Source organism: Chitinimonas arctica, assembly GCF_007431345.1.
Classification (GTDB): Bacteria; Pseudomonadota; Gammaproteobacteria; order Burkholderiales; family Chitinimonadaceae; genus Chitinimonas; species Chitinimonas arctica.
Map to the genome: position 1 here is coordinate 611,366 of NZ_CP041730.1, position 23,252 is coordinate 634,617.

The 23,252-nt window shown below is 60.9% G+C and carries 28 protein-coding genes; 21 read left to right on the top strand and 7 right to left on the bottom strand.

Going from position 1 to position 23,252, the window contains the following annotated elements:
* Positions 1–190: 190 nt before the first annotated feature.
* A complete protein-coding gene (locus FNU76_RS02830) occupies positions 191–877 on the top strand; it encodes a transporter substrate-binding domain-containing protein (RefSeq protein WP_223879202.1) in 687 nt (228 codons plus the stop codon).
* Between the two features lie 136 nt (positions 878–1,013).
* Here the strand turns inward: FNU76_RS02830 and FNU76_RS02835 are convergent, their stop codons facing one another.
* The 4 genes from FNU76_RS02835 to FNU76_RS02850 form a co-directional block, all read right to left on the bottom strand.
* Positions 1,014–1,904: an OmpA family protein gene (locus FNU76_RS02835; RefSeq protein WP_143856300.1), complete on the bottom strand. Its 891-nt coding sequence runs from the start codon at positions 1,902–1,904 to the stop codon at positions 1,014–1,016.
* 109 nt (positions 1,905–2,013) lie between these two features.
* On the bottom strand, positions 2,014–2,391 hold the full coding sequence (locus FNU76_RS02840) for a DUF4398 domain-containing protein (RefSeq protein WP_143856301.1): 378 nt from the start codon (positions 2,389–2,391) through the stop codon (positions 2,014–2,016).
* A gap of 164 nt (positions 2,392–2,555) precedes the next feature.
* Entirely contained in the window at positions 2,556–2,870 is a 315-nt protein-coding gene (locus tag FNU76_RS02845) for a BON domain-containing protein (protein WP_143856302.1), read from the bottom strand.
* Positions 2,871–2,923: 53 nt separating this feature from the next.
* Positions 2,924–3,178, bottom strand: a complete 255-nt coding sequence (locus tag FNU76_RS02850; RefSeq protein WP_143856303.1) for a GlsB/YeaQ/YmgE family stress response membrane protein — start codon at positions 3,176–3,178, stop codon at positions 2,924–2,926.
* A 236-nt stretch (positions 3,179–3,414) separates the two neighbouring features.
* Between FNU76_RS02850 and FNU76_RS24310 the strand changes: the two genes are divergently transcribed.
* From FNU76_RS24310 to FNU76_RS02875, 6 genes are all read left to right on the top strand, one after another.
* Positions 3,415–3,732, top strand: a complete 318-nt coding sequence (locus FNU76_RS24310) for a CsbD family protein (protein ID WP_223879203.1) — start codon at positions 3,415–3,417, stop codon at positions 3,730–3,732.
* A gap of 77 nt (positions 3,733–3,809) precedes the next feature.
* Complete coding sequence (locus FNU76_RS24015; protein WP_179958322.1) at positions 3,810–3,986, top strand: hypothetical protein; 177 nt, start codon at positions 3,810–3,812, stop codon at positions 3,984–3,986.
* A 144-nt stretch (positions 3,987–4,130) separates the two neighbouring features.
* Positions 4,131–4,463 carry an ArsR/SmtB family transcription factor gene (locus FNU76_RS02860; protein WP_143856304.1) on the top strand — a complete coding sequence of 111 codons (333 nt, stop codon included), beginning with the start codon at positions 4,131–4,133 and terminating at the stop codon, positions 4,461–4,463.
* Positions 4,464–4,493: 30 nt separating this feature from the next.
* Positions 4,494–4,730, top strand: a complete 237-nt coding sequence (locus FNU76_RS02865) for a hypothetical protein (RefSeq protein WP_143856305.1) — start codon at positions 4,494–4,496, stop codon at positions 4,728–4,730.
* Positions 4,731–4,795: 65 nt separating this feature from the next.
* A complete protein-coding gene (locus FNU76_RS02870) occupies positions 4,796–5,242 on the top strand; it encodes a hypothetical protein (RefSeq protein WP_143856306.1) in 447 nt (148 codons plus the stop codon).
* Between the two features lie 33 nt (positions 5,243–5,275).
* Complete coding sequence (locus FNU76_RS02875; RefSeq protein WP_143856307.1) at positions 5,276–5,572, top strand: hypothetical protein; 297 nt, start codon at positions 5,276–5,278, stop codon at positions 5,570–5,572.
* Between the two features lie 155 nt (positions 5,573–5,727).
* Here FNU76_RS02875 and FNU76_RS02880 read toward each other — a convergent pair whose 3' ends face one another.
* Positions 5,728–7,875 (bottom strand): leucine-rich repeat domain-containing protein, encoded by a 2,148-nt coding sequence (locus FNU76_RS02880; protein ID WP_143856308.1) that lies wholly within the window; start codon positions 7,873–7,875, stop codon positions 5,728–5,730.
* Between the two features lie 447 nt (positions 7,876–8,322).
* Here FNU76_RS02880 and FNU76_RS02885 point away from each other — a divergent pair, with 447 nt between their 5' ends.
* The 3 genes from FNU76_RS02885 (at position 8,323) to FNU76_RS02895 (ending at position 10,703) form a co-directional block, all read left to right on the top strand.
* Positions 8,323–8,670 (top strand): type II toxin-antitoxin system RelE/ParE family toxin, encoded by a 348-nt coding sequence (locus tag FNU76_RS02885; protein ID WP_263405645.1) that lies wholly within the window; start codon positions 8,323–8,325, stop codon positions 8,668–8,670.
* 14 nt (positions 8,671–8,684) lie between these two features.
* Complete coding sequence (gene nadS, locus FNU76_RS02890; protein WP_308418597.1) at positions 8,685–8,966, top strand: NadS family protein; 282 nt, start codon at positions 8,685–8,687, stop codon at positions 8,964–8,966.
* A 519-nt stretch (positions 8,967–9,485) separates the two neighbouring features.
* Positions 9,486–10,703, top strand: a complete 1,218-nt coding sequence (locus FNU76_RS02895) for a M23 family metallopeptidase (RefSeq protein WP_143856310.1) — start codon at positions 9,486–9,488, stop codon at positions 10,701–10,703.
* A 62-nt stretch (positions 10,704–10,765) separates the two neighbouring features.
* Here FNU76_RS02895 and FNU76_RS02900 read toward each other — a convergent pair whose 3' ends face one another.
* Both FNU76_RS02900 and FNU76_RS02905 read right to left on the bottom strand, forming a co-directional pair.
* Positions 10,766–11,209 carry a response regulator gene (locus tag FNU76_RS02900; RefSeq protein WP_143856311.1) on the bottom strand — a complete coding sequence of 148 codons (444 nt, stop codon included), beginning with the start codon at positions 11,207–11,209 and terminating at the stop codon, positions 10,766–10,768.
* A 174-nt stretch (positions 11,210–11,383) separates the two neighbouring features.
* Positions 11,384–12,151, bottom strand: a complete 768-nt coding sequence (locus FNU76_RS02905) for a DeoR/GlpR family DNA-binding transcription regulator (protein WP_143856312.1) — start codon at positions 12,149–12,151, stop codon at positions 11,384–11,386.
* Positions 12,152–12,352: 201 nt separating this feature from the next.
* Here FNU76_RS02905 and glpD point away from each other — a divergent pair, with 201 nt between their 5' ends.
* From glpD to FNU76_RS02960, 11 genes are all read left to right on the top strand, one after another.
* The gene (gene glpD / locus FNU76_RS02910; protein WP_143856313.1) at positions 12,353–13,894 is read left to right on the top strand and encodes a glycerol-3-phosphate dehydrogenase; all 1,542 of its coding nucleotides are present in this window, start codon (positions 12,353–12,355) and stop codon (positions 13,892–13,894) included.
* Between the two features lie 111 nt (positions 13,895–14,005).
* Positions 14,006–15,115 (top strand): ABC transporter ATP-binding protein, encoded by a 1,110-nt coding sequence (locus FNU76_RS02915; protein ID WP_143856314.1) that lies wholly within the window; start codon positions 14,006–14,008, stop codon positions 15,113–15,115.
* 14 nt (positions 15,116–15,129) lie between these two features.
* Positions 15,130–16,200, top strand: a complete 1,071-nt coding sequence (locus tag FNU76_RS02920; RefSeq protein WP_143856315.1) for an ABC transporter ATP-binding protein — start codon at positions 15,130–15,132, stop codon at positions 16,198–16,200.
* Positions 16,201–16,215: 15 nt separating this feature from the next.
* Positions 16,216–17,097 carry a carbohydrate ABC transporter permease gene (locus FNU76_RS02925; protein WP_143856316.1) on the top strand — a complete coding sequence of 294 codons (882 nt, stop codon included), beginning with the start codon at positions 16,216–16,218 and terminating at the stop codon, positions 17,095–17,097.
* A gap of 2 nt (positions 17,098–17,099) precedes the next feature.
* Positions 17,100–17,897: a carbohydrate ABC transporter permease gene (locus tag FNU76_RS02930; RefSeq protein ID WP_143856317.1), complete on the top strand. Its 798-nt coding sequence runs from the start codon at positions 17,100–17,102 to the stop codon at positions 17,895–17,897.
* A 238-nt stretch (positions 17,898–18,135) separates the two neighbouring features.
* Positions 18,136–18,408, top strand: a complete 273-nt coding sequence (locus FNU76_RS02935) for a DUF2160 domain-containing protein (protein WP_308418599.1) — start codon at positions 18,136–18,138, stop codon at positions 18,406–18,408.
* A gap of 86 nt (positions 18,409–18,494) precedes the next feature.
* Positions 18,495–20,219 (top strand): ABC transporter substrate-binding protein, encoded by a 1,725-nt coding sequence (locus tag FNU76_RS02940; protein WP_308418600.1) that lies wholly within the window; start codon positions 18,495–18,497, stop codon positions 20,217–20,219.
* A 67-nt stretch (positions 20,220–20,286) separates the two neighbouring features.
* A complete protein-coding gene (gene glpK, locus FNU76_RS02945) occupies positions 20,287–21,774 on the top strand; it encodes a glycerol kinase GlpK (RefSeq protein ID WP_143856319.1) in 1,488 nt (495 codons plus the stop codon).
* Positions 21,775–21,946: 172 nt separating this feature from the next.
* The gene (locus FNU76_RS02950) at positions 21,947–22,207 is read left to right on the top strand and encodes an antitoxin (RefSeq protein ID WP_143856320.1); all 261 of its coding nucleotides are present in this window, start codon (positions 21,947–21,949) and stop codon (positions 22,205–22,207) included.
* On the top strand, positions 22,204–22,653 hold the full coding sequence (locus FNU76_RS02955; RefSeq protein ID WP_143856321.1) for a type II toxin-antitoxin system VapC family toxin: 450 nt from the start codon (positions 22,204–22,206) through the stop codon (positions 22,651–22,653). Before FNU76_RS02950 ends, FNU76_RS02955 begins: the two co-directional genes overlap by 4 nt.
* Positions 22,654–22,825: 172 nt before the next feature.
* Positions 22,826–23,242, top strand: coding sequence for a DNA topoisomerase IB-related protein (locus FNU76_RS02960; protein ID WP_143856322.1), 417 nt, complete (start codon positions 22,826–22,828; stop codon positions 23,240–23,242).
* The last annotated feature ends 10 nt before the right edge of the window (positions 23,243–23,252 follow it).

Genomic DNA, 23,252 nt, shown 5'->3' on the forward strand with positions numbered 1-23,252 from the left:
ACGATTATTTTCCATGCAAATGTCCTAGGTACGCATTTAACCCTTTAGACTCCTGCCGGCAGTCGAATACCGTACCCATTATTCAGAACGGATCATTATGAAACGCTCGGCATCGCTATTTTATATAATCACACTGCTTGGCCTCGGCCAAGCCCATGCTCAGGCTCCAACGGAAGAAATCCGCATCGCCATGGAGGGCAAGTTCCCGCCATTCGAGGAAATGGATGCGAACGGCAATCTGAAGGGTTTTAATGTCGATATCGCCAATGCCCTTTGCGCGGAAATGAAAGCCAAATGCAAGCTGGTCCGTTTCGAATGGGATGAGCTTATCCCTGCCCTGAAAGCACAGAAGGCCGATGCCATCCTGGCTTCGATGGCCATCACCCCCGAGCGCCAGACCCAGGTCGACTTCACCAACAAGTACTCGCACACTCCGGCCTTCTTTTTCGCGCGCAAGCGCCGCGTGCCTTACGTCTATATCACGCCCAAGCGGATCGCCGGCATGAAGATCGGTGCGCAGAACGGCACCACCAACGATAAGTATGTGTCCGCCGTGTACGCGGCCACCTCGCCCATCGTGCGCTACGAATCGACCAAGGAAATGTACGCCGCCCTGGTCAAAGGCGAGATCGACCTGGTACTGGATGACTCCGTCGCCGGCTACTACGGCTTCCTGCAAACACCGCAGGGGCAAAATTTCGAAATGGTCGGTTCGTCCATCGTGGAGCAGAAATATTTTGGCGAAGGCGCCGGTATTGCCGTACGCAAGGGTGACAAGGCGTTGCGCGAACGCCTGAATAAAGCGCTGGCCGCGGTGCTGGACAATGGCGTCTATCTGGAAGTGCAGCGGAAATATTTCATTTTCAATGTCTATTAAGAAGTAGCAGCGCGTCTGGTTCGTCCATACAAATGTTTTGCGGTGGTTAAACGGGAGTTCGAGCGCTTGCTGCCCGAACTCCCGCTGTCCAACGCATGACCTTGCTTCCTGACAGCCAACCGCACCGAGCCATGGATCAGCGTTGCGGAATTACGCCGCTGGCATCCGACAGCACAATCTCTACCCGCCGATTCAGCTGACGGCTCTGGGCGGTGTCGTTGTCGGCCACCGGGTGGGTCTCGCCATAACCTCGGGTGCTGACCCTGCTACGCGCTACGCCCAGCTCCTGCAAGGCACTCTGCACCGCGCCGGCCCGGCGTTCGGACAATTCCTGGTTATGCGGACCTGAGCCCGTACTGTCGGTAAAGCCCTCCACCAACACATTGCGCTGGGGGTTTTGCTGCAGCACATCGGCCAGTTTTTGGGCGGTACGCATGCCGTCCGGATTCAAGCGCGCCATATCCGTACCGAACAGCACATCACCCAGGGTGATCACCATGCCGCGTTCGGTCTTCTTGGCCGCGAGATCCGCCAGCTGGGCTTCCAGCTGTGCGTTGCGGGCCTGGGCTTCCTGCATCTGGCGCTGGGCTTCGGCGGTGTCGGTCTGTGCGGCCTGGGTGACCAATTTGGCCTGCTCCGCATTCAGCTTGGCTTGATCGGCCTCGATGGTGCGCTGTTCCAGCCGCATGGCATCGCGTGCCTTGCCTGAGCTGGCCACTTCGGCCTCGGCTCCCTTGCGCTTGGCGACTTCCTGGCTCAGGGCAATCTTTTGCTTGGCGATATAGGCCAGCTTGTCGATCTTTTCCTTGCTGTCATCCTGGCTGGCGGCCGTGTTGGCTTGTGCCATGGCGTCGCCCGCCAGTTTGATTTCCTGCTGCGCATAAGTCGCGACTTGCGGGTTGTTTTGCGCGGCCTGGAACTCAAGGCGGGTCTGATCCAGCAAGCTGGTGGTGGTAGGTACGGAGCCGCAAGCCGCCAGCATGGCGGCAATCGCCACCAGCACAGGGGTTGAAGTAGATTTTTTCATGATGGAATCCTTTGGTTTACCACAGTGCTGGGCCCCGCCACAGCAAGATGCCGGGATACGGCCACCCGGGATGCGGCCTGCCGGGATGCGGCCTGCCGACAGAGCGGGTTTATTTGCTGTTGCGGTTCAGTTCTTCGCGCAAGACGCGGATATCGTCCTGCAAGGCATCGGCGGCGAGTTGGGCCTTGGCCGAAGTGGCCTTACCCTGAGCCAGCTTGGCATCGGCTTGTGCCTGGGCCGCCAAGTCGGTAGCCCGCGGGTAATCCTTGTCCATCATGGCTTTTTGGGCCAGCGCCATCTTCTCGCGCGCCAGGTTCATCTCGACCGGGGCAAATTGCGTACCGCCGGCGCTGGCGGCGTTATCTACTGCGGCGGCAGAGACGGCGACTTCGGCTGTCGCGGGCGTTTTCATGCTGCTGCAAGCGGTGAGCGCCAGTACGGCGGCCCCCAAGATGGCGAAGCGCCGCTGGTGGTATTTGCTGGTCATGATGTATCTCCGATAAAGAATCCCTTGAACGCGGTATTGCCCTCAATGCATGACTTATGGGCGCTATCGGACAATTGATCGGTACGTTGTCGCACATAGGGCGGGATTATTGGCGATCCACGCATCTCTCGGATGCCAGTCCAAAGTCGATGGCCATCCGTGCTTTACTTGATGCGCATTTCGTCTCTGACGGATTTCACGCCATGCACGTTGCGCGCCACTTTCACCGCAATATCGGCAGCCGTACGGGAGTTGACGAAGCCGCTAAGCTGCACGGCACCCTTATAGGTTTCGACATTGATCTCGGCCACTTTCAGGCTGGGTTCGTTTAGTACGGCTGCCTTGACCTTGGTGGTGATCACACTGTCATCGATGTATTCGCCAGTCCCCTCGTATCGAGGGGTAGAGGAGCAGCCTGCCGTGGCGCCCAACATAAAGGCCATGAAGAGGGTGGGCACGAACTTGGGTAGGGCTTGCATGGTATGTTGCTCCGAAAGCGTGGAGTGAGAGATCCTTTGACGAGAGCTGGACGCTAGCGCAGGCCGCGAGAAAGTGCGTGGTAGGCAGCGAGCGCAATGGTCGCGCCGGCGACGGCCACGATCGGGCTGTAGATAGTCAGACCGGTCACCCCGGCCATGCCGAATGTGTTGAACAGCCAGCCACCGATGACGGCGCCCGCGATGCCGAGCAAGAGATCCATTACGACACCCTGGCTGCTGCTGTCGACGAGCTTGCCGGCGACATAGCCGGCGATAAGCCCAAGGATGATCCAAGCGAACAAACTCATGATGGTCTCTGGAGTAAGGAAGTCCGATGACAAGGCAAGGCTAGGCTTGGTCGATAAACAGTGTCGGTGCGGTGGAGTACATAGTCCATAAGCAGGCGCCCTGCGCGATTCGGGTGTTCTGCCTAAAGTGCGACAGCGCACAGACCCGTCGCGGGGCGCGGCTCATTGTTCGTCTGTCATAGCTCATCCCGGCACCCCGCGATCGTGCGGTTCACGGGCATCCATCCGAGGTCACCATGAACACGCCAAACGAACAAAACTGCTCCGCCGATACCACGCCACAGGGTGCGCATCACGCGGAGGCAAGCATTCGCGATAGCCAGGAGGCCTATATCAGCAAAGCGCTGCTATCCATGGCGGAGTTAACCGAAGCCAATTGGCAAAAACAGATGCGTGCCGCCAAGATCACCTGGCACAAGCTGACCGACAGCGAGCTACTTCGGTCGGAAGGGCAAAGCCAGAAGCTGGCGGGACTGGTGCAGGAGCGTTATGCCATTCCCCGTGCAGAAGCTGACAAGCAGGTTGCGAGTTTCTTCCGGAATTACTGGGCCTGAACCATGGCGTGAATGGGTGGCGATAGATCTGGGCGAGCCAAGCCGAACAATTCAACGGACGCCTCCGGAGAGCCTGCATGCAACGACATCCTTATCCCACTCCCGAGCTTGAAGAACGATCCCTATTCGATCTCATGACCTCGCCCGCCACCAGCGCCGAAGTACACCACAAGCAGATGCTGCATAAACGGGATGTGCGCCGAAAGATTGAAGATCTGAAGGATCAATCTCGCTACATCGCCGATCTTTGGTGAACCTCCTCGCCGTCCTGGCACCCTCAACCTGCGCCCTGACGCTACCCTCATAGCGGACGTTTCTATCGCCGGACGCTTTGCCGGCTTACCCCAGCTAGACCAGCTCCGCTTGCTTTCCTTTCACCTGTCAGATATTGTTTACATATGACAGAATATTCAGGAAACCCAAACGGAGAACAGCTGCTCGCGATGTTGGCGGCGCTGTCCAATCCGCACAGGTTGCGAATCGTTGCCGCCCTTGTGAACGGAGGGCGCAACTATGTCAGCCAACTTGCGCGTGAGATCGGCATCAGCCGGCCCTTGTTGCACCTGCACCTGCAAAAGCTTGAAGACGCCGGCCTCGTCACGGGCAAGCTGGAGCTTTCCCACGACGGCAAGGCACTCAATTACTTCGAAGTCACGGCGTTCGCCGTCGAGCTCACCCCGGACGCCATTGCGCAGGCAGTGAAATCCCTGAAGACCAATCCAGAACCATAGAGGTGTCCCATGTCAGCAGGCGTGTATTTTTTGACGATTTGCCTCCCGCTGGGGACGGTACTGATCATTTTCGGCATGAAGTATTTCTCGGCCATGCAACAAGCAAAGGCGCGCTTCAACCAGGACGAAGCGTACCGACAGATCGCCACCAGGATGGCCGAAGCGCAAGCCGAAACGGCGGCGGCACTTTCCGCCATCAACGGCACGCTCACTGACATCAACACACGCCTGGCGGCCGTCGAGAAGATTCTGAAAGACGTGGAGTAGCCGGATAGCCGCCAATTTCCAAGCCAAACGCACCAAATCGATAATCACCGGAGGAATCTGCCGCCATGACTGAAATCTCGCTTTTCCGTCTTTACCTGTTGCGTGCGATGTATTTGTTTATCGTCGTTGGATTTGGCTTGTTTATGTGGCCGAGTATTCTTCGCAACCACCAATCATGGGAGCTGATGGAGGGCGTGGTGAATTGCATGCTGGTCGCCTTTTGGACGCTATCGGTCCTGGGGCTGCGCTACCCGCTGCAAATGCTGCCCATCCTGCTGTGGGAGCTTATCTGGAAGTCGCTTTGGCTCTTGGCTGTTGCGCTGCCGCAATGGTCCAGCGGCCACATGGACCAGGCAACCCAGGCGAATGTCATCGCCTGCGCCGTGGTGGTGCTTATTCCATTCGTCATTCCTTGGCGTTATTTCATCACCCACTACCTCAAAAAGGCGGGTGATCCCTGGCTACGCCGTGCCGATCCGCAGCCCTCGCCGGCACCCGCTGGCGTGCTTTAGACAACCTTTAGCTCCCACACCGAAAGGCATCCCATGAAACACGCCATTGCATTCCTGCTGATTGCCGCGAGCCTTGCCCACGGCGCCCATGCCGCCCCTACCAATTCGGTACAAGCCGCCACCCTGTCGGACAAGGATCGAATCGACCTTCTGATTCGGCAGAACACCTTGCTGACGGAAGCGAATGAACGGTTGATTGCGCAGCAGCGGGAAAAACCCGCGTCGAAGGAAGAGACGTTTGCCAGCTGCATGCAGGCGGCAAGGGGGCAGACGAGTGCCATGGTTGCCGAGTCCATCGGGGGGCATTGCGACCAGCTGTTGAAGAAGTGATACGCCTGGTCGTTGCGGTGAGGGAGCCAGGGTAGGCTTGGCTTTCTCAAATGGGTGTTGTGCGGGAGTACGCCTCAAGGTCGGCAATTTTCGTGGCAGCGGATCTCGAACAAGTCGCCTCTTCCCAATCTGCAGGACGTCCCCGTTCGCCCGGCTTATTGCCACACTGTCGCCAGCTCCTGCAAGGCATCGCCGTAACCCTTGTAGAGCGCTTTGTCGCTGCGGTGTATGCCGAATAGCTCGGGAATCAAGCCGCGCGGATTCAGGGCACTCGCCAGGCTGCGGTAATAGTCAATCGGCGTACTGCAATCGCGGTACAGCACATTCTTGTCCACCTTCGGCAACACGTCCTCGGCCTTCCCCTCGAACAGCAAGGGTAACCACTCGATTTGGCGCTGCTGCACCTGGCTAAAGGTTCTGGCAATGTCGCTGCGTGGCAGCACGAGCTGCTGTTTATAGGCGGGGGTGCCAATCAACAGCAGATAGGCAGCATCGGCCAGCGGTCCACTGCGGCGAACCGCGATGCCCAAGGTGGCTAAGTCTTGTACCAAGACCTCGATGCGCGCCGCCAGTTCGGTCTTGGCTTCCGTCGCTGCACTTAAATAGCAGACCGGTACCTGCTTACCGTGCTGGCGAAGCACGGTCTGACTGCTCCGCAGAAAGGCGTCGAACGCGGCACGGGCGGCGAGCGGGTCGATGGGTGTGCTGGCGGGCGGGCGTAACTTGGTCTGGAAATGCTGCCAGGCGCGCTGGTAGTCGGGACCGACGGCCGCACCCAAGAGCCGCGGAATCAGTCCGCCCTCGGGCTCTCCCATATGCTGGGCATAATCCGCCGGCACGCTGAAATCGCATTCGCTGCCACGTAGATCGATCGGCAGTGCCTGCTCGGCGGTACCCTGGTACAGCAGCGAGATCAAGGCGTCGGGCTGCTGCTGGCGCAGTGTGCGTAGATGGACGAGTTCGATCTGTAGATTGTTGCGCTCTGGCGCGGTGGCTCGTTCAAGCAGTCGGGGTGTGCCGATCAGCAGCACATGGCGGCATCGCCCCAGAGTGGCCATATAGGCATCGATCTGCCCGCTGAGGTCGCTGATATCCAGTTGCACCGGCATGCCGAGTTTTTCCAGATCGTTTTGCAGGCGGATCAGAAAGGCTTGCAAAGCCCGGTTGGCCGACCCACTGCTCGGCGTTTCCCAGGCATAGCTGATAAAGCAGCGTGGCGCGGGTCTGGCCTGCCAGAGTCGGAGCCGTTTCAATTCGCGCAGAAAATCCTGCCAAGCGCGTCGTTCGGGGACCAGCCCTAGACTGGCTTGACGCGCCAGCATTTCTCGCTGGGTGATCACCGTGGCCTCGACCTGCTTGAGCTTTTCCGCCGCCAGCTTGATGCTGGCCAGTGCGGCCGGCTGGGTGGGGGCACGCTGGTTCAATTGCTGGCAGGTGGCCTGGCAGCGGACCAGTTCATCCTCGCCTTGTCTCACCTGGGTCCGTAATGCGCTCAGCTTGGACGAATCAGGCGTGGATTGCTGCTCGGCCAGCAGGGCGATGCGTAGCGCCAGGATGTTCAGGTGGGCGTGGAGTTCGTCCTGGCTGGCCAACAGATCGCGCTTGTCCTGTTCCAGCGCGGCGATCCGCAGCCGCAGCGCGCCATCGGCCGCGATACTGCGCCGATGCGAGCCCGCCTGTGCCAGTTGCCGCTGGAGGTCGGCCAATGCCTGTTCCTTGGCGGCCAAGGCCTGCGCCTGTTGCTCGCATTGGGCTGCCAACCGGTCGTGCCACTGGCGGGTAGATGCCTGCTGTTGAGCGTGAAGCTGCTGCTCCTCTGCCAGTTGCTGAGGCAGATCGGCGGCAGTAGGGGTTTGAGGGGATGGCTGTGGCGGCGGCGCCATCAAGGCTGCGTGCGCCGCCTGCAGCCCTTGTTGCGCGGCCGCGTGGTCGCAACAGATCGCCAGTGCCCGCACAAACGCCGCATGTGCCAGCACAAAGCGTTGCGCCTGAAGGTGCGCCTTGCCACTTTGGGTGTGCCCGTCGGCCTGCTTGAGCTGTTGTCGGACGAGGTCGAGGGCGGCTTGGATGGGCTGGCGATCTTGATACTTGATTCCCAACCGTAGCGCCTGCCGGAACCGCTCGGCGGCCTGCTGGACTTCGCCCGCAACGGCGAATTGTGTGCCTTGCTGCAACAGGATTTTAGATTGACCTTTCGTAACTTTCTGGTTGCGGGTCAATGCGGCATTGATTTTGCGCTGCGCGCCGCTGTCGCCAATCTGGTTCTGGCTCAGGTCGAGCTCCGTCAGGCAACGATTCTGCACTAGCGCACTAGCGCACTGGCCAGCGCCTGCGCGCCGCTGTCACCAATTTTCTTACAGGCAAGATCGAGCGCTGGCAGCGTCGAATGGCCGTGCGCACCTCAGGATCGGCGATCGCCTCCAGCCGACCAGTCAAGTCCAGGGTCGATACGCGGGGTACGGCGGCAGGTACGGGCTGCATGATTCCCTCTCCTTGGTTTTAGGCCCGAACACGATGAACTCGACAAGCCCTGCAAGGCAGGAGGGCGGTCAAGTTAGCGTGATGTGCGCGCGGTAAGCACATCAGGAGAGAGGCTTTGGATGCAATATGCCTTACGAGATTGCCGTTCGCTTGTTGCTTTATCTAATCGCTACCTCTGCCGAAGACACACCACAACGAATAGCTGAAAGCGCCGTCGAGAACCCGATAGACAGGTGCAATGGGTGGGAAAGACTAAGGAATTCTAGCTGTTGAGCTATCCGCCATTGGCGCATATCATGCAATATATAGAATTCATTGAAACCCCTACATTTACCCGCTTGGTCACCCACCTACTGACAGACGATGAATACATCGATCTCCAGAATGTCTTGGTAGAAAATCCAGAAAGGGGTGACCTGATTCAGGGCGGTGGCGGCATCCGTAAGCTGCGCCACGCCTCGTCCGGCCGTGGAAAAAGTGGCGGTGTGCGGGTTATTTACTACTGGATTCGGGATGACGAGCAGATTTACATGCTTTATCTCTATCCCAAATCGAAGCAAGACAAGCTGAGCGACAGGGAAACCGCCTTGCTGCGCGAGTTTGTGAAGGACTTATAACGATGGAAAAAATCATGTTTGACGAACTGGTGCAAAGCCTGCAAGAAGCCAGGTCCATCGCTCGCGGCGATGCCCCGGCCTCGCGCCGATTCAGGGTTTCACCACCTGATGCCAAGGCAATACGCGAACAAACCGGCCTGTCCCAAAGCGAGTTTGCCCGTTTAATGCAGGTGAGTATCAAGACATTGCAAAACTGGGAGCAACACCGCCGCAACCCAACGGGTCCGGCTGCTGCGTTGCTTAGGATTGTGATGACAGCACCCGAGGTAGTACTCAACTCGCAGTTGGAAAAGTAGCCTTCACCAGCGCAACACACAATCGAGGCGGCGACGGTTTGCAGATCGGGTTTGCCGGCGAAAGCACCCCTCACCTAGCCCTGCTCAAAAAACAGGCGCCCCGGCGTATACCACTACCCACCAACACCTTAGCCGACTTGTTCCAAAGTTATGCCAGTACTTACCCACAGTGGATGTGGACAGCTTTGACCTCCGATCAAGGCTGGGCTGGCACCGGCATGGCTCCCAGCCCCTCGAGCGGCAACGGATTTACCGCACGTACATTTACCCAGCCAGCATAACCACCGCCATACCAGCCACGCCCTAATTTGGGTCCAAAGCGGACTCATCTGTAAGCAAGTGGCCTGCTTATTCTGTGGGTAAGTGGTATTAGACAACCGGTAGTCAGCGCGGTATTGAGTACATCCGTCCTGCTTACTACGGTGAAGCGACCGGCGGGTCCCTGTGGGTCCGCCGGGCTCGCATGCGTCGGCGCGCATTACGGATAAGCCGACGTATTCACCTAGTTCAGGAGGAATCATGTCGAATCGCTATCTACCGAAATTGCTCTGCACCGCCAGTCTGCTCGGAATCTGTATCAACGGTCCGCTCCGTGCCGCCGAAGCCTCGAAGCCGGATAATAGTTTACGACAGGCGGCCAATACGGCGTTTTCCGCCCACACGGTGAAATCCCTGGCCGACGCCCCTACGTCGGACGATACCCTGGTCGAGGTGCTGGCCGGCGCCGTACCGGGCTGGGCTTTCGGTTCGGTAACCCAAGTCATCAACGACGGCCGCGATGCTGCACCAGTGTCGCTACTCTACCTGGCACAGCGCACCGCAGGTGGCTGGAAGCTCGGACTGGAAGGGAGCGACAGCTTCTTTTCCTTACTGGAATCGGTTCCCGACCAGGTCTTGAGCCGCGCTGAAAAAGCCACCTTTCGCAGCCAGCGCGCTGCGCTCAAGCAGTTGGCCGGGGTGGAGACCGGCCTGGGCCTGCCTTGGCCCAAGGGTGCATCCTGGCGGCTGACCGGCGGTCCGCACGGCAATAGCGGCAGTAGCCGGCCCTACGATTCGATCGACCTGGCGGGCGGCGACGGGCGGGTGTTGGCGCCGCGAAATGGCCGCATCTACAAGAGTTGTATCCGGAATGGCAGCGCGCTGGTGACCCTGGTACACGACAATGGCTATTCCACACGCTACTACCATATGGAAAGCCTCACCAATGTCGCCGATGGCACCATGCTCGCCACCGGCGCCTATCTGGGCCATATCGCCAATGGGCTGCCCTGCGGCGGCTCCAGTAGCGGTGCCCATGTCCATTACTCCTTGACCCGCAACGGCAATGCCGAGCCTTTCAACAACAAACTGGTGGGCGGCTGGCAATTCTTCGAGGGGAGCAGCCCCTACCAGGGCTACGCCTTACGCAGGAATGTCCGGGTAAATGTCGGTGGCTATCTGATCAACGATGGTCCCAATCCAGGGCCCGGGCCCGACCCCGAACCGATGGTCGTAATCGTTCGCGCACCCAATGGCGCCAAGGTCAATCTGTACAAATCGCCCCAGCTCAGCGCCACGGTGCTGGGCACCGCCGGCCATGGCGAGTCCGTGAAAATCGTTTGCCATGCCTATGGCGATGCGGTGCAGGGAAATTGGGGCTCGACCAAGCTGTGGAACCGCTTGACCACGAACGCCTGGGTCAGCGATGGCCATGTAGAGACGGGCAGCAACAATCCGGTAGTGCCTGCATGTCCGTAATCGGTTAGTTCACGCGGACTACGCGGCCTGTCGGTATCCGCCGGCGGGCCGCTTCGAGCGGGCTATTGGGTCGAACGCTGATCGACCAGAATCCAGTTGAGGCCGGTATTGTTGACCACCTTGCTCATGGCGAGCAGATCGACCGGCTTGATGACGTAGCAAGTGGCGCCCAACTCCCGCGCCATCAGGATGTCGCACTCCAGATCGGAAGTGGTCATGACTACCACCGGAATATGCTTGGTGCGCTCATCGGCCTTCAGAATGGCCAATACCTCGGTACCGTCCACGCGCGGCATATTCAAGTCCAGCAGGATCAGCCCCGGCAGCTCGGGCGTGCGCTGCGCGAACGCCTCGCGGCAATAGATAAAGTCCAGCGCCTCCAAGCCATCCTTTACCCAGGTGAGCGCATTGGCGAAATTGCTTTCGCGCAGCAGCTCCATGCTCAATTCGGCGTCGTGAGGATCGTCTTCCACCAGCAAAATATGGGTTGGCTGCTGTGCTTGCATCGGTTCACTCCTGCTGCCACAGACTTGGCAGATACCGTTTTGATGGTGAATCACGCGCTTTGTTCGGCGGGCACGCGCGAATGTCTCACCAAATAGTAGGACAAGTGCGAAGGCTCGGCTGCGTGGGAAGCACCGAACAAGCTCGCCAAATCCGACCTTACCTACCGTAGCAATTCAAGTGCCGGCCTGCCCGGCGACGAACACCCGGGTACCCGCCTCGCGCAAGGCCGCACCCAAGTGTTCCGGTACCGGCATATCGGTGAACAGGCAATCGACCTGGGACAGGTGTCCCAGCCTGACCAAGGCTTCACGGCTGAACTTGGTATGGTCGGCCACCAGCCAGACCTGGCGAGACTGCTCGATGATGGTCTGGGCGACCTTGACCTCCTGATAGTCGAAATCGCGCAGCGTTCCGTCCGCCTCGATGCTGGAGACACCGATGATGCCGATATCCACCTTGAACTGGCGGATGAAATCGACCGTCGCCTCGCCCACCACGCCACGGTCCCGGTTGCGCACCACGCCACCGGCCACGATGACCTCGCAATCGGGATTCGCCGACAGGGTCATGGCCACGTTCAGGTTATTGGTGACCACATGCAGGCCGCGGTGGTGCAACAGGGCATTGGCCACCGCCTCGGTGGTGGTGCCGATATTGATGATCAGCGAGCGGTCGTGGGCCAGCTCGCTGGCCACCAGCTGCGCGATCCTTTGCTTGGCTTCGCTATTGAGTACCTGCCGCTGCGGATAGGCGATGTTCTGCACGCTGGACGGCAGTCCGACGCCGCCGTGATAGCGCCGCACCAGCTCTTCTTCCTCCAACTGGCTGACATCGCGCCGGATGGTTTGCATGGTGACGCCGAAGTGGGTCGCCAATGCCTCCACCGATACGAAGCCGCAGCTGCGTACCCGTTCCAGCAGTTCCATTTGCCTCGGGTTCAAGGGCATGTCCTTTTTCGATCAGGTACGGGCGACTATAAGTGCAATTACTCGGAAAGCGATAGATCATGTTGTTCAAATTGGTTAATCGCACAAAAACGAACAAAAACGAAAAGTTCCTTGCCACAACGAAGTCTGTTTTAGTACATTTGCATGGTTAAGTGAGACATAAACGAATATCAGCGCCAGCCAGAGGAGAACACGGTGGAAGCAAGCGAATATGATGTTGTCGTAGTGGGAGGCGGCATCAATGGCGCCGGCATCGCTCGCGACGCGGCCGGTCGCGGCTTGTCCGTGTTGCTTTGCGAAAAAGACGATCTGGCGCGGCACACTTCCTCGGCCAGCACCAAGCTGATCCATGGCGGTTTGCGTTATCTGGAATATTACGAATTCGGCCTGGTGCGCAAGGCCCTGCAAGAGCGTGAAGTCTTGCTCAAGGCGGCGCCGCATATCATGTGGCCGCTGCGCTTCGTCATGCCGCACGACAAGCATCTGCGTCCGGGCTGGATGATACGGGCCGGTCTATTCCTATATGACCACTTGGCCCGCCGCCAGATCCTGCCCGGTTCGAGCGGCATCGACCTGCGCCGGCATGAGGCCGGCAAGCCCTTGCAGGCACGCTTTGGCAAGGGTTTCGTCTATTCCGACGGCTGGGTGCAGGACGCCCGGCTGGTCACCCTCTGCGCCATGGACGCCCGCGAACGCGGCGCCACCATCCTGACCCGCACCGCCTGCGTCGGTGCACAGCGTAGCGAAGGCAGCTGGCGTATCGCCTTGCGCGATGCTTCCGGCGCGGAACGCACCGTGGGGGCCAGGGTACTGGTCAATGCCGCCGGCCCCTGGGTGGGGGATTTCCTGTCGCAGGTGGCGCAGGTCAAGTCCGCCCGCCGGGTCCGGCTGGTCAAGGGAAGCCATATCGTGGTGAAGAAGCTGTACGAGCATCCCTATGCCTATATCTTCCAGAACCCGGACAAACGCATCATCTTCGCGATTCCCTACGAGCAGGATTTCACGCTGATCGGCACCACCGACCTGGAATACCGTGGCGCCGCCGACCAGGTCGCCATCGACGCCGACGAAACTGCCTACCTGTGCGAGATGGCCAGCCGCTATTTCAGCAAGCCCGTCGTGCCGGCCGACGTGGTCTGGAACTATTCCGGCGTGCGGCCCTTGCTGGATGACGAATCGGCCGATGCTTCCGGCGTGACCCGCGATTACGACCTGGTCATGGACCAGGGCGGCGCGCCCATGCTGTCGGTGTTCGGTGGCAAGATCACCACCTTCCGGAAGCTGGCCGAGGAGGCCGCCGACCTGTTGCAGGAACAGCTGGGCAAAGGCAGCGGGGCTTGGACCGCGCGTGCCACATTGCCCGGCGGCGATCTGCCCGGCGGCGATTTCGGTAAATTTCTCGAAAGTCTGCGCCAGGCCCATCCCTGGCTGCCGGCCACGCTGGCACAACGCTATGCGCGTGCTTATGGCAGCCGCACGGAGGCCATGCTGTCCGGCGCTCGTTCGCTGGAGGAGCTGGGCGAAGAGGTACTGCCTGGCTTGTATGAAGCCGAAATCCACTACCTGCATCGGCAGGAATGGGCCTGCAGCGCCGAGGATATTCTCTGGCGCCGATCCAAGCTGGGCCTGCATGTACCGGCCGATGGCGGAGAAATACTGGCGCGTTGGTTGGCAGAGCATGTTGTAAATGTGACAAAATCGAAAGATTCGCCGCAAATCGCACCCACGGGCCATTAAGCGTACCTTGTCGCGCCCGGCATTGAATTTTTCAGCATCCCCGCTCGGCGATGAATGGCAAGCCGTGCGGGATGACGTACACGTCCGCGACGGACAATGGAGACAAGCACCATGCAGCTTCAACTGGACGGCGTGAGCAAGCTGGCCGGCGCGGATACGCATATCTATCCGCTCGACCTGCAATTGCAGGCCGGCAAGATCAATGTGCTACTGGGCCAGACCCGTGCCGGCAAGACCACCGTGATGCGGCTGATGGCCGGCCTGGACCGGCCCAGCCATGGCCGCGTGCTGGCCGATGGCGTGGACGTCACCGGGGTATCGGTGCGCCGCCGCAAGCTGGCCATGGTCTACCAGCAGTTCGTCAACTACCCCTCCTTCAGCGTGTTCGAGAACATCGCCTCGCCCTTGCGCCTGGCGGGTGGACTGAGCGAGCAGGACATCCGTGCCCGCGTCGGTGCGATGGCCGAGAAGCTGCATATCAGCCATCTGCTGGACCGGCTGCCCGGCGCGCTGTCCGGCGGCCAGCAGCAACGCACCGCCATGGCACGCGCCATGGTCAAGCAGGCCCCCTTGCTGTTGCTGGACGAGCCCTTGGTCAACCTCGACTACAAGCTGCGCGAGGAATTGCGGGCCGAACTGAAGGAATTGTTCGCCGACGGCAAGACCACCGTGGTCTACGCCACCACCGAACCGCAAGAAGCGTTGCTGCTGGGCGGCCACACCGCTGTGCTGGACGAGGGCCGTTTGCTGCAATTCGCGCCAACGCTGGAAGTCTTCCACCACCCCGCCACCCGCCGGGTGGCGCAAGTGTTCAGCGACCCACCCATGAATCTTTTCCCCGCCACCGTCCGGCCCGGTGAGGCCATGGCCCATCTGGCCGATGGACTGGCCCTGCCGCTGGCGCCGCATCTGGCCGCCTTGCCGGCCGGCGACTACCAGCTGGGGGTGCGCCCCAGCCATCTGCGGCTATCGGCCAACGGCCCGGCCGACCTGGCCCTGCCCTGCCATATCGAACTGGCCGAGATCAGCGGCTCGGACAGCTATCTGCATGCCCGCCACGGCAATGCCGACTGGGTGGCGCAGTTGTCCGGCGTGCGCGAACTGGCGCCGGGTAGCGCGGTGCAACTGTTTATCGATCCGCGCGAGGTATTCGCCTTTGACGCCGCCGGCAAGCTGGCGGGTTCGCCCGATCGCCTCAACGCCATGACCGGCAGCCACTGACAGGAGACAGGACCATGGCAAGAATAGAACTGGCCGGGCTCGGTCACCGCTACCCCGGCAACGAGGCTTACTCGCTGCAACCGCAGACCATGGTGTGGGAGGACGGTGGTGCCTATGCGCTATTGGGTCCTTCCGGCTGCGGCAAGACCACCCTGCTGAATATCATCTCCGGCCTGCTGATCCCCAGCGAGGGCAAAGTGCTGTTCGATGGCCGCGACGTCACCGCGCTACCTACCGAAAAACGCAATATCGCCCAGGTTTTCCAGTTCCCGGTCATCTACGACACGATGACGGTGTTCGACAATCTGGCCTTCCCGCTGCGCAATCGCAAGATGCCCGAAAAGGAAGTGCGCAGCCGGGTGCAGGAGATTGCCGAGATCCTCGATCTGAGCGGCGAGTTGAAGCGTCGCGCCAGTGGCCTCTCGGCCGAGGAAAAGCAGATCATTTCGCTCGGCCGCGGGCTGGTGCGCAAGGACGTGGCGGCCGTGCTGTTCGACGAGCCGCTGACGGTGATCGACCCGCATGTGAAGTGGCTGCTGCGGCGCCAGCTCAAGCTGATCCACCACCAACTCAAGCTGTCGCTGATCTATGTCACCCACGACCAGATCGAGGCACTTACCTTCGCCGACCAGGTGGTGGTGATGTACGAGGGCCAGGTGGTGCAAATGGGTACGCCGCAGGATCTGTTCGAGACGCCGGCCCATACCTTCGTCGGTCACTTTATCGGCAGTCCCGGCATGAATCTGCTGCCGTGCGAACTGAATGGCGACTCCATCCGCCTGGGCGAGCAGTCCTTGTCGCTGGAAAAGCCGCTGGCCACCCGGCTGGCCCAGGTCGGCCAGGCACTGACCCTGGGGGTGCGGCCGGAATTCATTCGGCTTGCCGCACCGGGCGCCACCGCCTTGGACGCCGAGGTGGTCAAGCTGGAAGACCTGGGTACCGTCAAGTTGCTGACCGTGCAGTTGGCCGGCCAGTTGCTGCGGGTCAAGCTGGGCGAACACGAGAGCGTGGCCGGGCCCCGCGTACGGCTAGACTTCGATCCCGCCCGCACCATGTACTACGCCGCTGGCCAGCGTGTGGCCTGAGCGAAGGAAGAATAGATGAAACCCCTCAATAACAAGGCCTGGCTGCTGGTTCTGCCGGTGGTGTTGTGTGTGGCCTTCTCGGCCATCATCCCGCTGATGACCGTGGTCAATTATTCGGTACAGGACATCCTCAGCCCCGACCAGAAGGTCTTCGTCGGCACCGAATGGTTCAAGACCGTGCTGCGCGACCCCGAGCTGCATGGCGCGCTGCTGCGCCAGCTGATCTTCTCCGCAACCGTGCTGGCCATCGAAATCCCGCTGGGCATCATGCTGGCGCTGGCCCTGCCGGCCGCCGGCTGGCGCTCCTCGCTGGCCCTGGTGCTGCTGGCCATGCCGCTGCTGATTCCGCAGAACGTGGTCGGCACCATCTGGCAGATCTACGGACGTACCGATATCGGCCTGGCCGGCGTCATGCTGAGCAAGCTGGGACTGGACTACAACTACGCCTCGCATTCGCTGGATGCCTGGCTGACCGTGGTGGTGATGGATATCTGGCACTGGACGCCGCTGGTTGCCTTGCTGGCCTTCGCCGGCCTGCGCGCCATCCCGGAAGCCTATTACCAGGCCGCCCGCATCGATGGCGCCTCGCGCTGGGCGGTATTCCGCTTTATCCAGCTGCCCAAGATGCGCGGCGTGCTGCTGATCGGTCTGCTGTTGCGCTTCATGGATAGCTTCATGATCTACACCGAACCCTTCGTGCTGACCGGCGGCGGCCCCGGCAATGCCACTACCTTCCTCAGCCAGTACCTGACCCAGAAAGCGGTCGGCCAATTCGACCTCGGCCCGGCAGCGGCTTTCTCGCTGATCTACTTCCTTATCATCCTGCTGGCTTGTTTCGTGTTCTACACGCTGATACAGAACGCCGGCAGCAGCGATCAGCCCAAGACGGAGGCCTGACCATGAAAAAACGCTACTTCGGCCTGATGCTCTATCTGCTGTTCACCATCCTGCCCATCTATTGGATGTTGAATATGTCATTGAAGACCAATGACGAGATCAGCGGCAGCTTCACCCTTTGGCCCAAGCTGGTGACCTTCGCCAACTACCAGGCCATCCTGACCGATCCGTCCTGGTACAGCGGCTATGTCAATTCGATGATCTATGTGGCCATCAATACGGTGCTGTCGCTGGCGGTGGCCTTGCCGGCCGCCTACGCGTTCTCCCGTTACCGCTTCCTGGGCGACAAGCATCTGTTCTTCTGGCTGCTGACCAACCGCATGAGCCCGCCGGCGGTCTTCCTGCTGCCTTTCTTCCAGCTGTATTCCAGCGTCAATCTGTTCGACACCCATATCGCGGTCGCCCTGGCCCATATGCTGTTCAACGTGCCGCTGGCGGTGTGGATCCTGGAAGGCTTCATGTCCGGCATACCGCGCGAGATCGACGAAACCGCCTATATCGACGGCTACAGCTTTCCGCGCTTCTTCGTGCGCATCTTTATCCCCTTGATCGGCGCCGGCATCGGCGTCACCGCCTTCTTCTGCTTTATGTTCAGCTGGGTGGAACTGCTGCTGGCGCGCACCCTGACCTCGGTCAATGCCAAGCCCATCGTCGCCATCATGACCCGTACCGTCAGTGCCGCCGGCATGGACTGGGGCGTACTGGCAGCCGCCGGGATACTGACCATCGTGCCGGGCGCGCTGGTGATCTATTTCGTCCGCAACTACATCGCCAAGGGCTTTGCCATGGGCCGGGTCTAAGGTGCCCAAGCTCGATTCGCGCTCCGCACGAGCGTCAGCGAGGCTCCCTCGCGGCGGGTGCGTGGTTGTAGGTGCCGCAGGCACCGTACAACCACGGCCTACTCCTTGCGGGTACGAGGGCGGGGGGAGTAGGAATAAATCAAGCGGAACGACGATTCAGACTGTTTTAGGCGGTTAACACCCGGCTCCGCCGGGTGCTGAACTGAACGTTCAGGAATAGCAAAGGGAGTTAAATGTTATGGAATGGATGGCTTGGACTACGCCCGTGGCGGTGTTCTTCAGCGCGATCGCACTGATGCTGATCGGCATGACCGTCTGGGAACTACTTAGCCCCACGGTGGCACGGCGCGGCCTGCTGCCGCTGACCACCACCCGCGGCGACCGCCTCTTCCTGGGCCTGCTCAGCGCGGCCTACGTCAACCTGGCCTGGGCCGGCTTGAGCGATCTGCCGCAGTGGTACGGCACCGGAGGCTCCTTTGTGCTCCTGCTGCTGATCATGCGCTGGGGCTGAAAGACCGATTACGACAACGCCGGCCGAGCCTTCCGGCCGGCGTGCATTTGCACCGAAGGTATGGCTAGACAAAACAGGAGACAGCCGTGGTCAAGAAACTGGTAGTGGCAATCGCCTGCGCTTTCGCGGCGCCGATGGTAATGGCGGGGCCGGCGGAAGCGCAAAAATGGGTGGACGCGGAATTCCAGCCCAGCACGCTTTCCAAGCAGCAGCAGATGGACGAGATGAAGTGGTTTATCGCCGCCGCCGACAAGCTGAAGAAGGCCGGCATCACCGAGATCAATGTCGTCTCGGAAACCATCGATACCCACGTCTACGAATCCAAGACGCTGGCCAAGGCGTTTGCCGAGATTACCGGCATCAAGGTCAACCACGACATCATCCAGGAAGGCGACGTCGTTGAAAAACTGCAGACCCAGATGCAGTCGGGCAAGAATATCTATGACGGCTGGGTCTCCGACTCCGACCTGATCGGTACCCACTACCGTTACGGCCAAGTGGTTCCGCTGTCCGACTTCATGGCCGGCGAAGGCAAGGAATTCACCAGCCCCACGCTGGACCTGAAGGATTTTATCGGCACCAAGTTCACCACCGCGCCGGACGGCAAGCTCTACCAGCTGCCCGACCAGCAATTCGCCAATCTGTACTGGTTCCGTGCCGACTGGTTCGCCAAGCCGGAGCTGCAGAAACAGTTCAAGGCCAAGTACGGCTACGACCTGGGTGTGCCGGTCAACTGGTCGGCCTACGAGGACATCGCCAACTTCTTCACCAATGACGTGAAGACCATTGACGGCGCCAAGGTCTACGGCCATATGGACTATGGCAAGAAAGACCCTTCGCTGGGTTGGCGCTTTACCGATGCCTGGCTGTCCATGGCCGGTTCGGCCGACAAGGGCACGCCGAACGGCCTGCCGGTGGACGAATGGGGCATCCGCGTCGCCGACGACAAATGCACGCCGGTGGGCGCTTCGATGAGCCGTGGCGGTGCCACCAACAGCCCGGCCGCCGTCTATGCGCTGACCAAGTACATCGACTGGATGAAGAAGTACGCCCCACCCCAGGCGCTGGGCATGACCTTCTCCGAAGCCGGCCCGGTGCCCGCCCAAGGCAATGTCGCCCAGCAGATCTTCTGGTACACCGCCTTCACCGCCTCGATGAACAAGGCCGGCCTGCCGGTCGTCAACAAGGACGGCACCCCGAAATGGCGCATGGCGCCCGGCCCGCACGGTCCGTACTGGAAGGATGGCATGCAGAACGGTTATCAGGACGTCGGTTCCTGGACCTTCTTCAAGTCCACCCCGCTGGCCCGCCGCGAAGCCGCCTGGCTGTATGCCCAGTTCGTCACCTCCAAGACGGTGTCGCTGAAGAAGAGCATCACCGGCCTGACCTTCATCCGCGAGTCGGATATCCAGAGCAAGGCGATGACCGATCTGGCGCCCAAGCTGGGCGGTCTGGTGGAGTTCTATCGCAGCCCGGCCCGGGTAGCCTGGACCCCCACCGGCAGCAACGTCCCCGACTACCCCAAGCTGGCCCAGCTGTGGTGGAAGAACGTCGCCACCGCGGTCACCGGCGAGAAGGCCCCGCAGGAAGCCATGGACAACCTGGCGAAGGAGATGGACGCCGTCATGGCCCGTCTGCAACGCGCCGGCATGAAGGCTTGCGCGCCCAAGCTCAACGCCGAAACCGACGCCAAGCAATGGCAAGCGAAGGGCTCGGCGCCGTGGGCCAAACTGGCCAACGAAAAGCCGAAGGGCGAGACCGTGCCCTACGAGCAGCTGTTGAAGGCTTGGAAAGAAGGTAAGGTAAAGTAAGGTAAGCAGCAGGTGACGGGTGGCGAAGGCCACCCGTCGAACTTTCTACACTATGGATTCCCATGCCATGCCCTACATCCTCGCCCTAGACCAAGGCACCACCAGCTCCCGTGCCATCGTGTTCGACGAGCATGGTCTGCCGGTCGCCAGTGCCCAGCAGGAATTCCCGCAACACTTTCCGCAGCCGGGCTGGGTAGAGCACGACCCGCTCGATCTGTGGCAAAGCCAACTGGCCACCGCCCGCCAAGCGCTGGAGCGGGCCGGCATCGAAGCCCGCCAGCTGGCGGCCATCGGCATTACCAATCAACGCGAGACCACGGTGCTGTGGGATCGCGCCAGCGGCAAGCCGCTGGCCAATGCCATTGTCTGGCAGGACCGCCGCACCGCCGAACACTGCAAACGACTGGCCGACGCCGGTCATGAAGCCATGGTGCGCGAACGCACCGGTTTGTTGCTCGATTCCTATTTCTCCGGGCCCAAGCTGGCCTGGCTGTTGGACAACGTCCCCGGCGCCCGGCAAAAGGCCGAGGCAGGCGAACTGGCCTTCGGCACCGTGGACAGCTGGTTGATCTGGAACCTGACCGGCGGCCGCCGCCATATCACCGATCCCAGCAATGCCGCCCGTACGCTGATGTTCAATATCCATAGCCAGCGCTGGGATGATGAGCTGTTGGCCCTGCTCGATATCCCCGCCTCGCTGTTGCCCGAAGTGGTCACCTCCAGCGGCCGCCACGCCGAAACCGAAGCGGATTTGCTGGGCAGTGCGGTCTTGATCGCCGGCATCGCCGGCGACCAGCAAGCCGCCCTGTTCGGCCAAGCCTGCCACCAACCCGGCATGGCCAAGAATACCTACGGCACCGGCTGTTTCATGCTGTTGCAGACCGGCCAGACGGCCCTGCAATCCAGCCATGGCTTGCTGACCACGCTGGCAGCCAGCGGCGACGATAAACCGCGCTACGCACTGGAGGGCAGCGTCTTTATCGGCGGTGCGGTGGTGCAGTGGCTGCGCGATGGTTTGGGCTTGGTGCCCAACTCTTCGGCGGTGGAACCACTGGCGGCCTCGGTGCCGGATAGTGGCGGGGTGTTTTTCGTGCCCGCCTTTACCGGCCTGGGCGCGCCATACTGGGACCCGCATGCCTGCGGCGGACTGCTGGGGTTGTCGCGCGGCACCACGCAGGCGCATATCGCTCGTGCCGCGCTCGAAGGTATTGCCTACCAGTCGGCTGATCTGCTGGAAGCGATGCAGGCCGACGCCAGCGAGCCTTTGACCGAATTGCGTGCCGATGGTGGGGCTGCGGCGAATAACCTTTTGCTGCAATGCCAGGCCGACCTGCTGGGCGTACCGGTAGTGCGGCCCAAGGTGCTGGAGACGACTGCGCTGGGCGCGGCCCTGTTGGCCGGGCTGGCGGTCGGGGTCTATCCCGATATGGCCGGGTTGAGCGCGTTTTGGCAGATGGACCGGGTGTTCGAGCCGGCCATCAGCCGCGATGAGGCGGCGGAACGGCGGCGCAAGTGGCGTTCGGCGGTGGAGCGGGTGAGGAATTGGCAGGCGTAAGCATGGATACGGGCGAGTATCTCTGCCATTGATAGGAATTGCGGCTTGCACAACACTTAGCGTAAGCAGATAGCGTGGATGGCAGGGTCGTGCGCAATACTTGATATATGGCTTGATATGTATCGTCGATGAGTACATTCTTCGATACATATCGTAAGTAGGAGTACGTGCCATGACACAGACCGCCAAAATCTTCACCACGGGCCGCAGCCAGGCAGTTCGCTTGCCGCTCGAATTCCGTTTCGACGAGAAGGAGGTCTACATCCGCCGGGATGTGGTCACGGGCGACGTGATCCTGTCACGCCGGCCAGATTCGTGGGATGGCTTCTTCGCCCTTGATGCGACAACGGACGTTCCGGCCGACTTCATGAGCGAGGCTGATCGCAATCAGGGCGAGCACTCCCGCGACCCGTTCGACGACACACCGGTATGACGACATATCTGCTCGACACCAACATTGCAAGCCACATCATCAAGGGCGACATCCCACGCGTGCGGGAGCGCCTTGTTGCGGTACCGATTCATTGCGTCGCGGTCTCGGTCGTGACGCAAGCCGAACTGCTGTACGGCGTCGCCAAGCGCGGCCATCCTCTGGGGCTCACGACCAAGGTTCACGAGTTCCTGGCGCACGTGCCGGTCTTGCCTTGGACGGCCAAGGTGGCTGAAGTCTACGGTGAGCTACGCATAGCCTGTGAGGCAGGTGGTGTGACGCTCGCGCCAATGGACATGATGATTGCCGCGCATGCGAAGACCCTAGCGCTGGCCGCATCGCAGGCACTGGGCCAGGCGATCTTGGTTACGAGGGATGGCGCGTTCTCACGAGCGCGCATGCTCGGTGGATTGACGCTCGAAGACTGGACAAAAGAAGTGGCATCCTGAAGCGCGCGAGCCGTCCCAATAAACGGAATTGCACGCCTTATATCCACTTTGGAACCAGTTCACCGCTACACGCATGCACGTTGCTGCATCCAAACAGCGCCCGGCCTCGCCGGCGCCGTGCGCACTTCGCCGCACCGTCGAAAATGCGGAGCATCCTTGAGACGCCCATTGCATGTGGAACAAGCATGAAGGCCACCGAGAAGCACGGCGGGCGGGCCTGCATCATGGAGGCGATGAGGGGCCGGGTATCAGCCGCCGGCGTTATGGGCGCGGGTTTCGCTATCTCGATGCGGCCGGCCAGGCAATCAAGAATCCAGCCGAGTTGCGCCGTTTCCGCTCGCTTGCCCTCCCACCCGCATGGCGCGAAGTGTGGATCAATCCCGACCCACTCGGGCATATCCAGGCTACCGCGCGTGATGCGCGCCATCGCAAGCAGTATCGCTATCACCCCAGCTGGCAGACGTGGCGCAGCGAGCGCAAGTTCGAGCGCCTGCTGGCCTTTGCCGAAGTGCTGCCCAGATTGCGCGCCCAGCTCGCGGCCGACCTGAAAACGGGCGGGGACTTGCCTGGCGGTGGAGGCGCTGCGTAAAGCGGATCCG

Excerpts from the sequence above, each read along its gene's own strand:
- FNU76_RS02830 (WP_223879202.1), top strand. The coding sequence starts at position 191 with ATGGAGGGCAAGTTCCCGCCATTCGAGGAAATGGATGCGAACGGCAAT.
- FNU76_RS02835 (WP_143856300.1), bottom strand. The coding sequence starts at position 1,904 with ATGAAAAAATCTACTTCAACCCCTGTGCTGGTGGCGATTGCCGCCATG.
- FNU76_RS02840 (WP_143856301.1), bottom strand. The coding sequence starts at position 2,391 with ATGACCAGCAAATACCACCAGCGGCGCTTCGCCATCTTGGGGGCCGCC.
- FNU76_RS02845 (WP_143856302.1), bottom strand. The coding sequence starts at position 2,870 with ATGCAAGCCCTACCCAAGTTCGTGCCCACCCTCTTCATGGCCTTTATG.
- FNU76_RS02850 (WP_143856303.1), bottom strand. The coding sequence starts at position 3,178 with ATGAGTTTGTTCGCTTGGATCATCCTTGGGCTTATCGCCGGCTATGTC.
- FNU76_RS24310 (WP_223879203.1), top strand. The coding sequence starts at position 3,415 with ATGAACACGCCAAACGAACAAAACTGCTCCGCCGATACCACGCCACAG.
- FNU76_RS24015 (WP_179958322.1), top strand. The coding sequence starts at position 3,810 with ATGCAACGACATCCTTATCCCACTCCCGAGCTTGAAGAACGATCCCTA.
- FNU76_RS02860 (WP_143856304.1), top strand. The coding sequence starts at position 4,131 with ATGACAGAATATTCAGGAAACCCAAACGGAGAACAGCTGCTCGCGATG.
- FNU76_RS02870 (WP_143856306.1), top strand. The coding sequence starts at position 4,796 with ATGACTGAAATCTCGCTTTTCCGTCTTTACCTGTTGCGTGCGATGTAT.
- FNU76_RS02875 (WP_143856307.1), top strand. The coding sequence starts at position 5,276 with ATGAAACACGCCATTGCATTCCTGCTGATTGCCGCGAGCCTTGCCCAC.
- nadS (WP_308418597.1), top strand. The coding sequence starts at position 8,685 with ATGTTTGACGAACTGGTGCAAAGCCTGCAAGAAGCCAGGTCCATCGCT.
- FNU76_RS02895 (WP_143856310.1), top strand. The coding sequence starts at position 9,486 with ATGTCGAATCGCTATCTACCGAAATTGCTCTGCACCGCCAGTCTGCTC.
- FNU76_RS02900 (WP_143856311.1), bottom strand. The coding sequence starts at position 11,209 with ATGCAAGCACAGCAGCCAACCCATATTTTGCTGGTGGAAGACGATCCT.
- FNU76_RS02915 (WP_143856314.1), top strand. The coding sequence starts at position 14,006 with ATGCAGCTTCAACTGGACGGCGTGAGCAAGCTGGCCGGCGCGGATACG.
- FNU76_RS02920 (WP_143856315.1), top strand. The coding sequence starts at position 15,130 with ATGGCAAGAATAGAACTGGCCGGGCTCGGTCACCGCTACCCCGGCAAC.
- FNU76_RS02925 (WP_143856316.1), top strand. The coding sequence starts at position 16,216 with ATGAAACCCCTCAATAACAAGGCCTGGCTGCTGGTTCTGCCGGTGGTG.
- FNU76_RS02930 (WP_143856317.1), top strand. The coding sequence starts at position 17,100 with ATGAAAAAACGCTACTTCGGCCTGATGCTCTATCTGCTGTTCACCATC.
- FNU76_RS02935 (WP_308418599.1), top strand. The coding sequence starts at position 18,136 with ATGGAATGGATGGCTTGGACTACGCCCGTGGCGGTGTTCTTCAGCGCG.
- glpK (WP_143856319.1), top strand. The coding sequence starts at position 20,287 with ATGCCCTACATCCTCGCCCTAGACCAAGGCACCACCAGCTCCCGTGCC.
- FNU76_RS02950 (WP_143856320.1), top strand. The coding sequence starts at position 21,947 with ATGACACAGACCGCCAAAATCTTCACCACGGGCCGCAGCCAGGCAGTT.
- FNU76_RS02955 (WP_143856321.1), top strand. The coding sequence starts at position 22,204 with ATGACGACATATCTGCTCGACACCAACATTGCAAGCCACATCATCAAG.
- FNU76_RS02960 (WP_143856322.1), top strand. The coding sequence starts at position 22,826 with ATGTGGAACAAGCATGAAGGCCACCGAGAAGCACGGCGGGCGGGCCTG.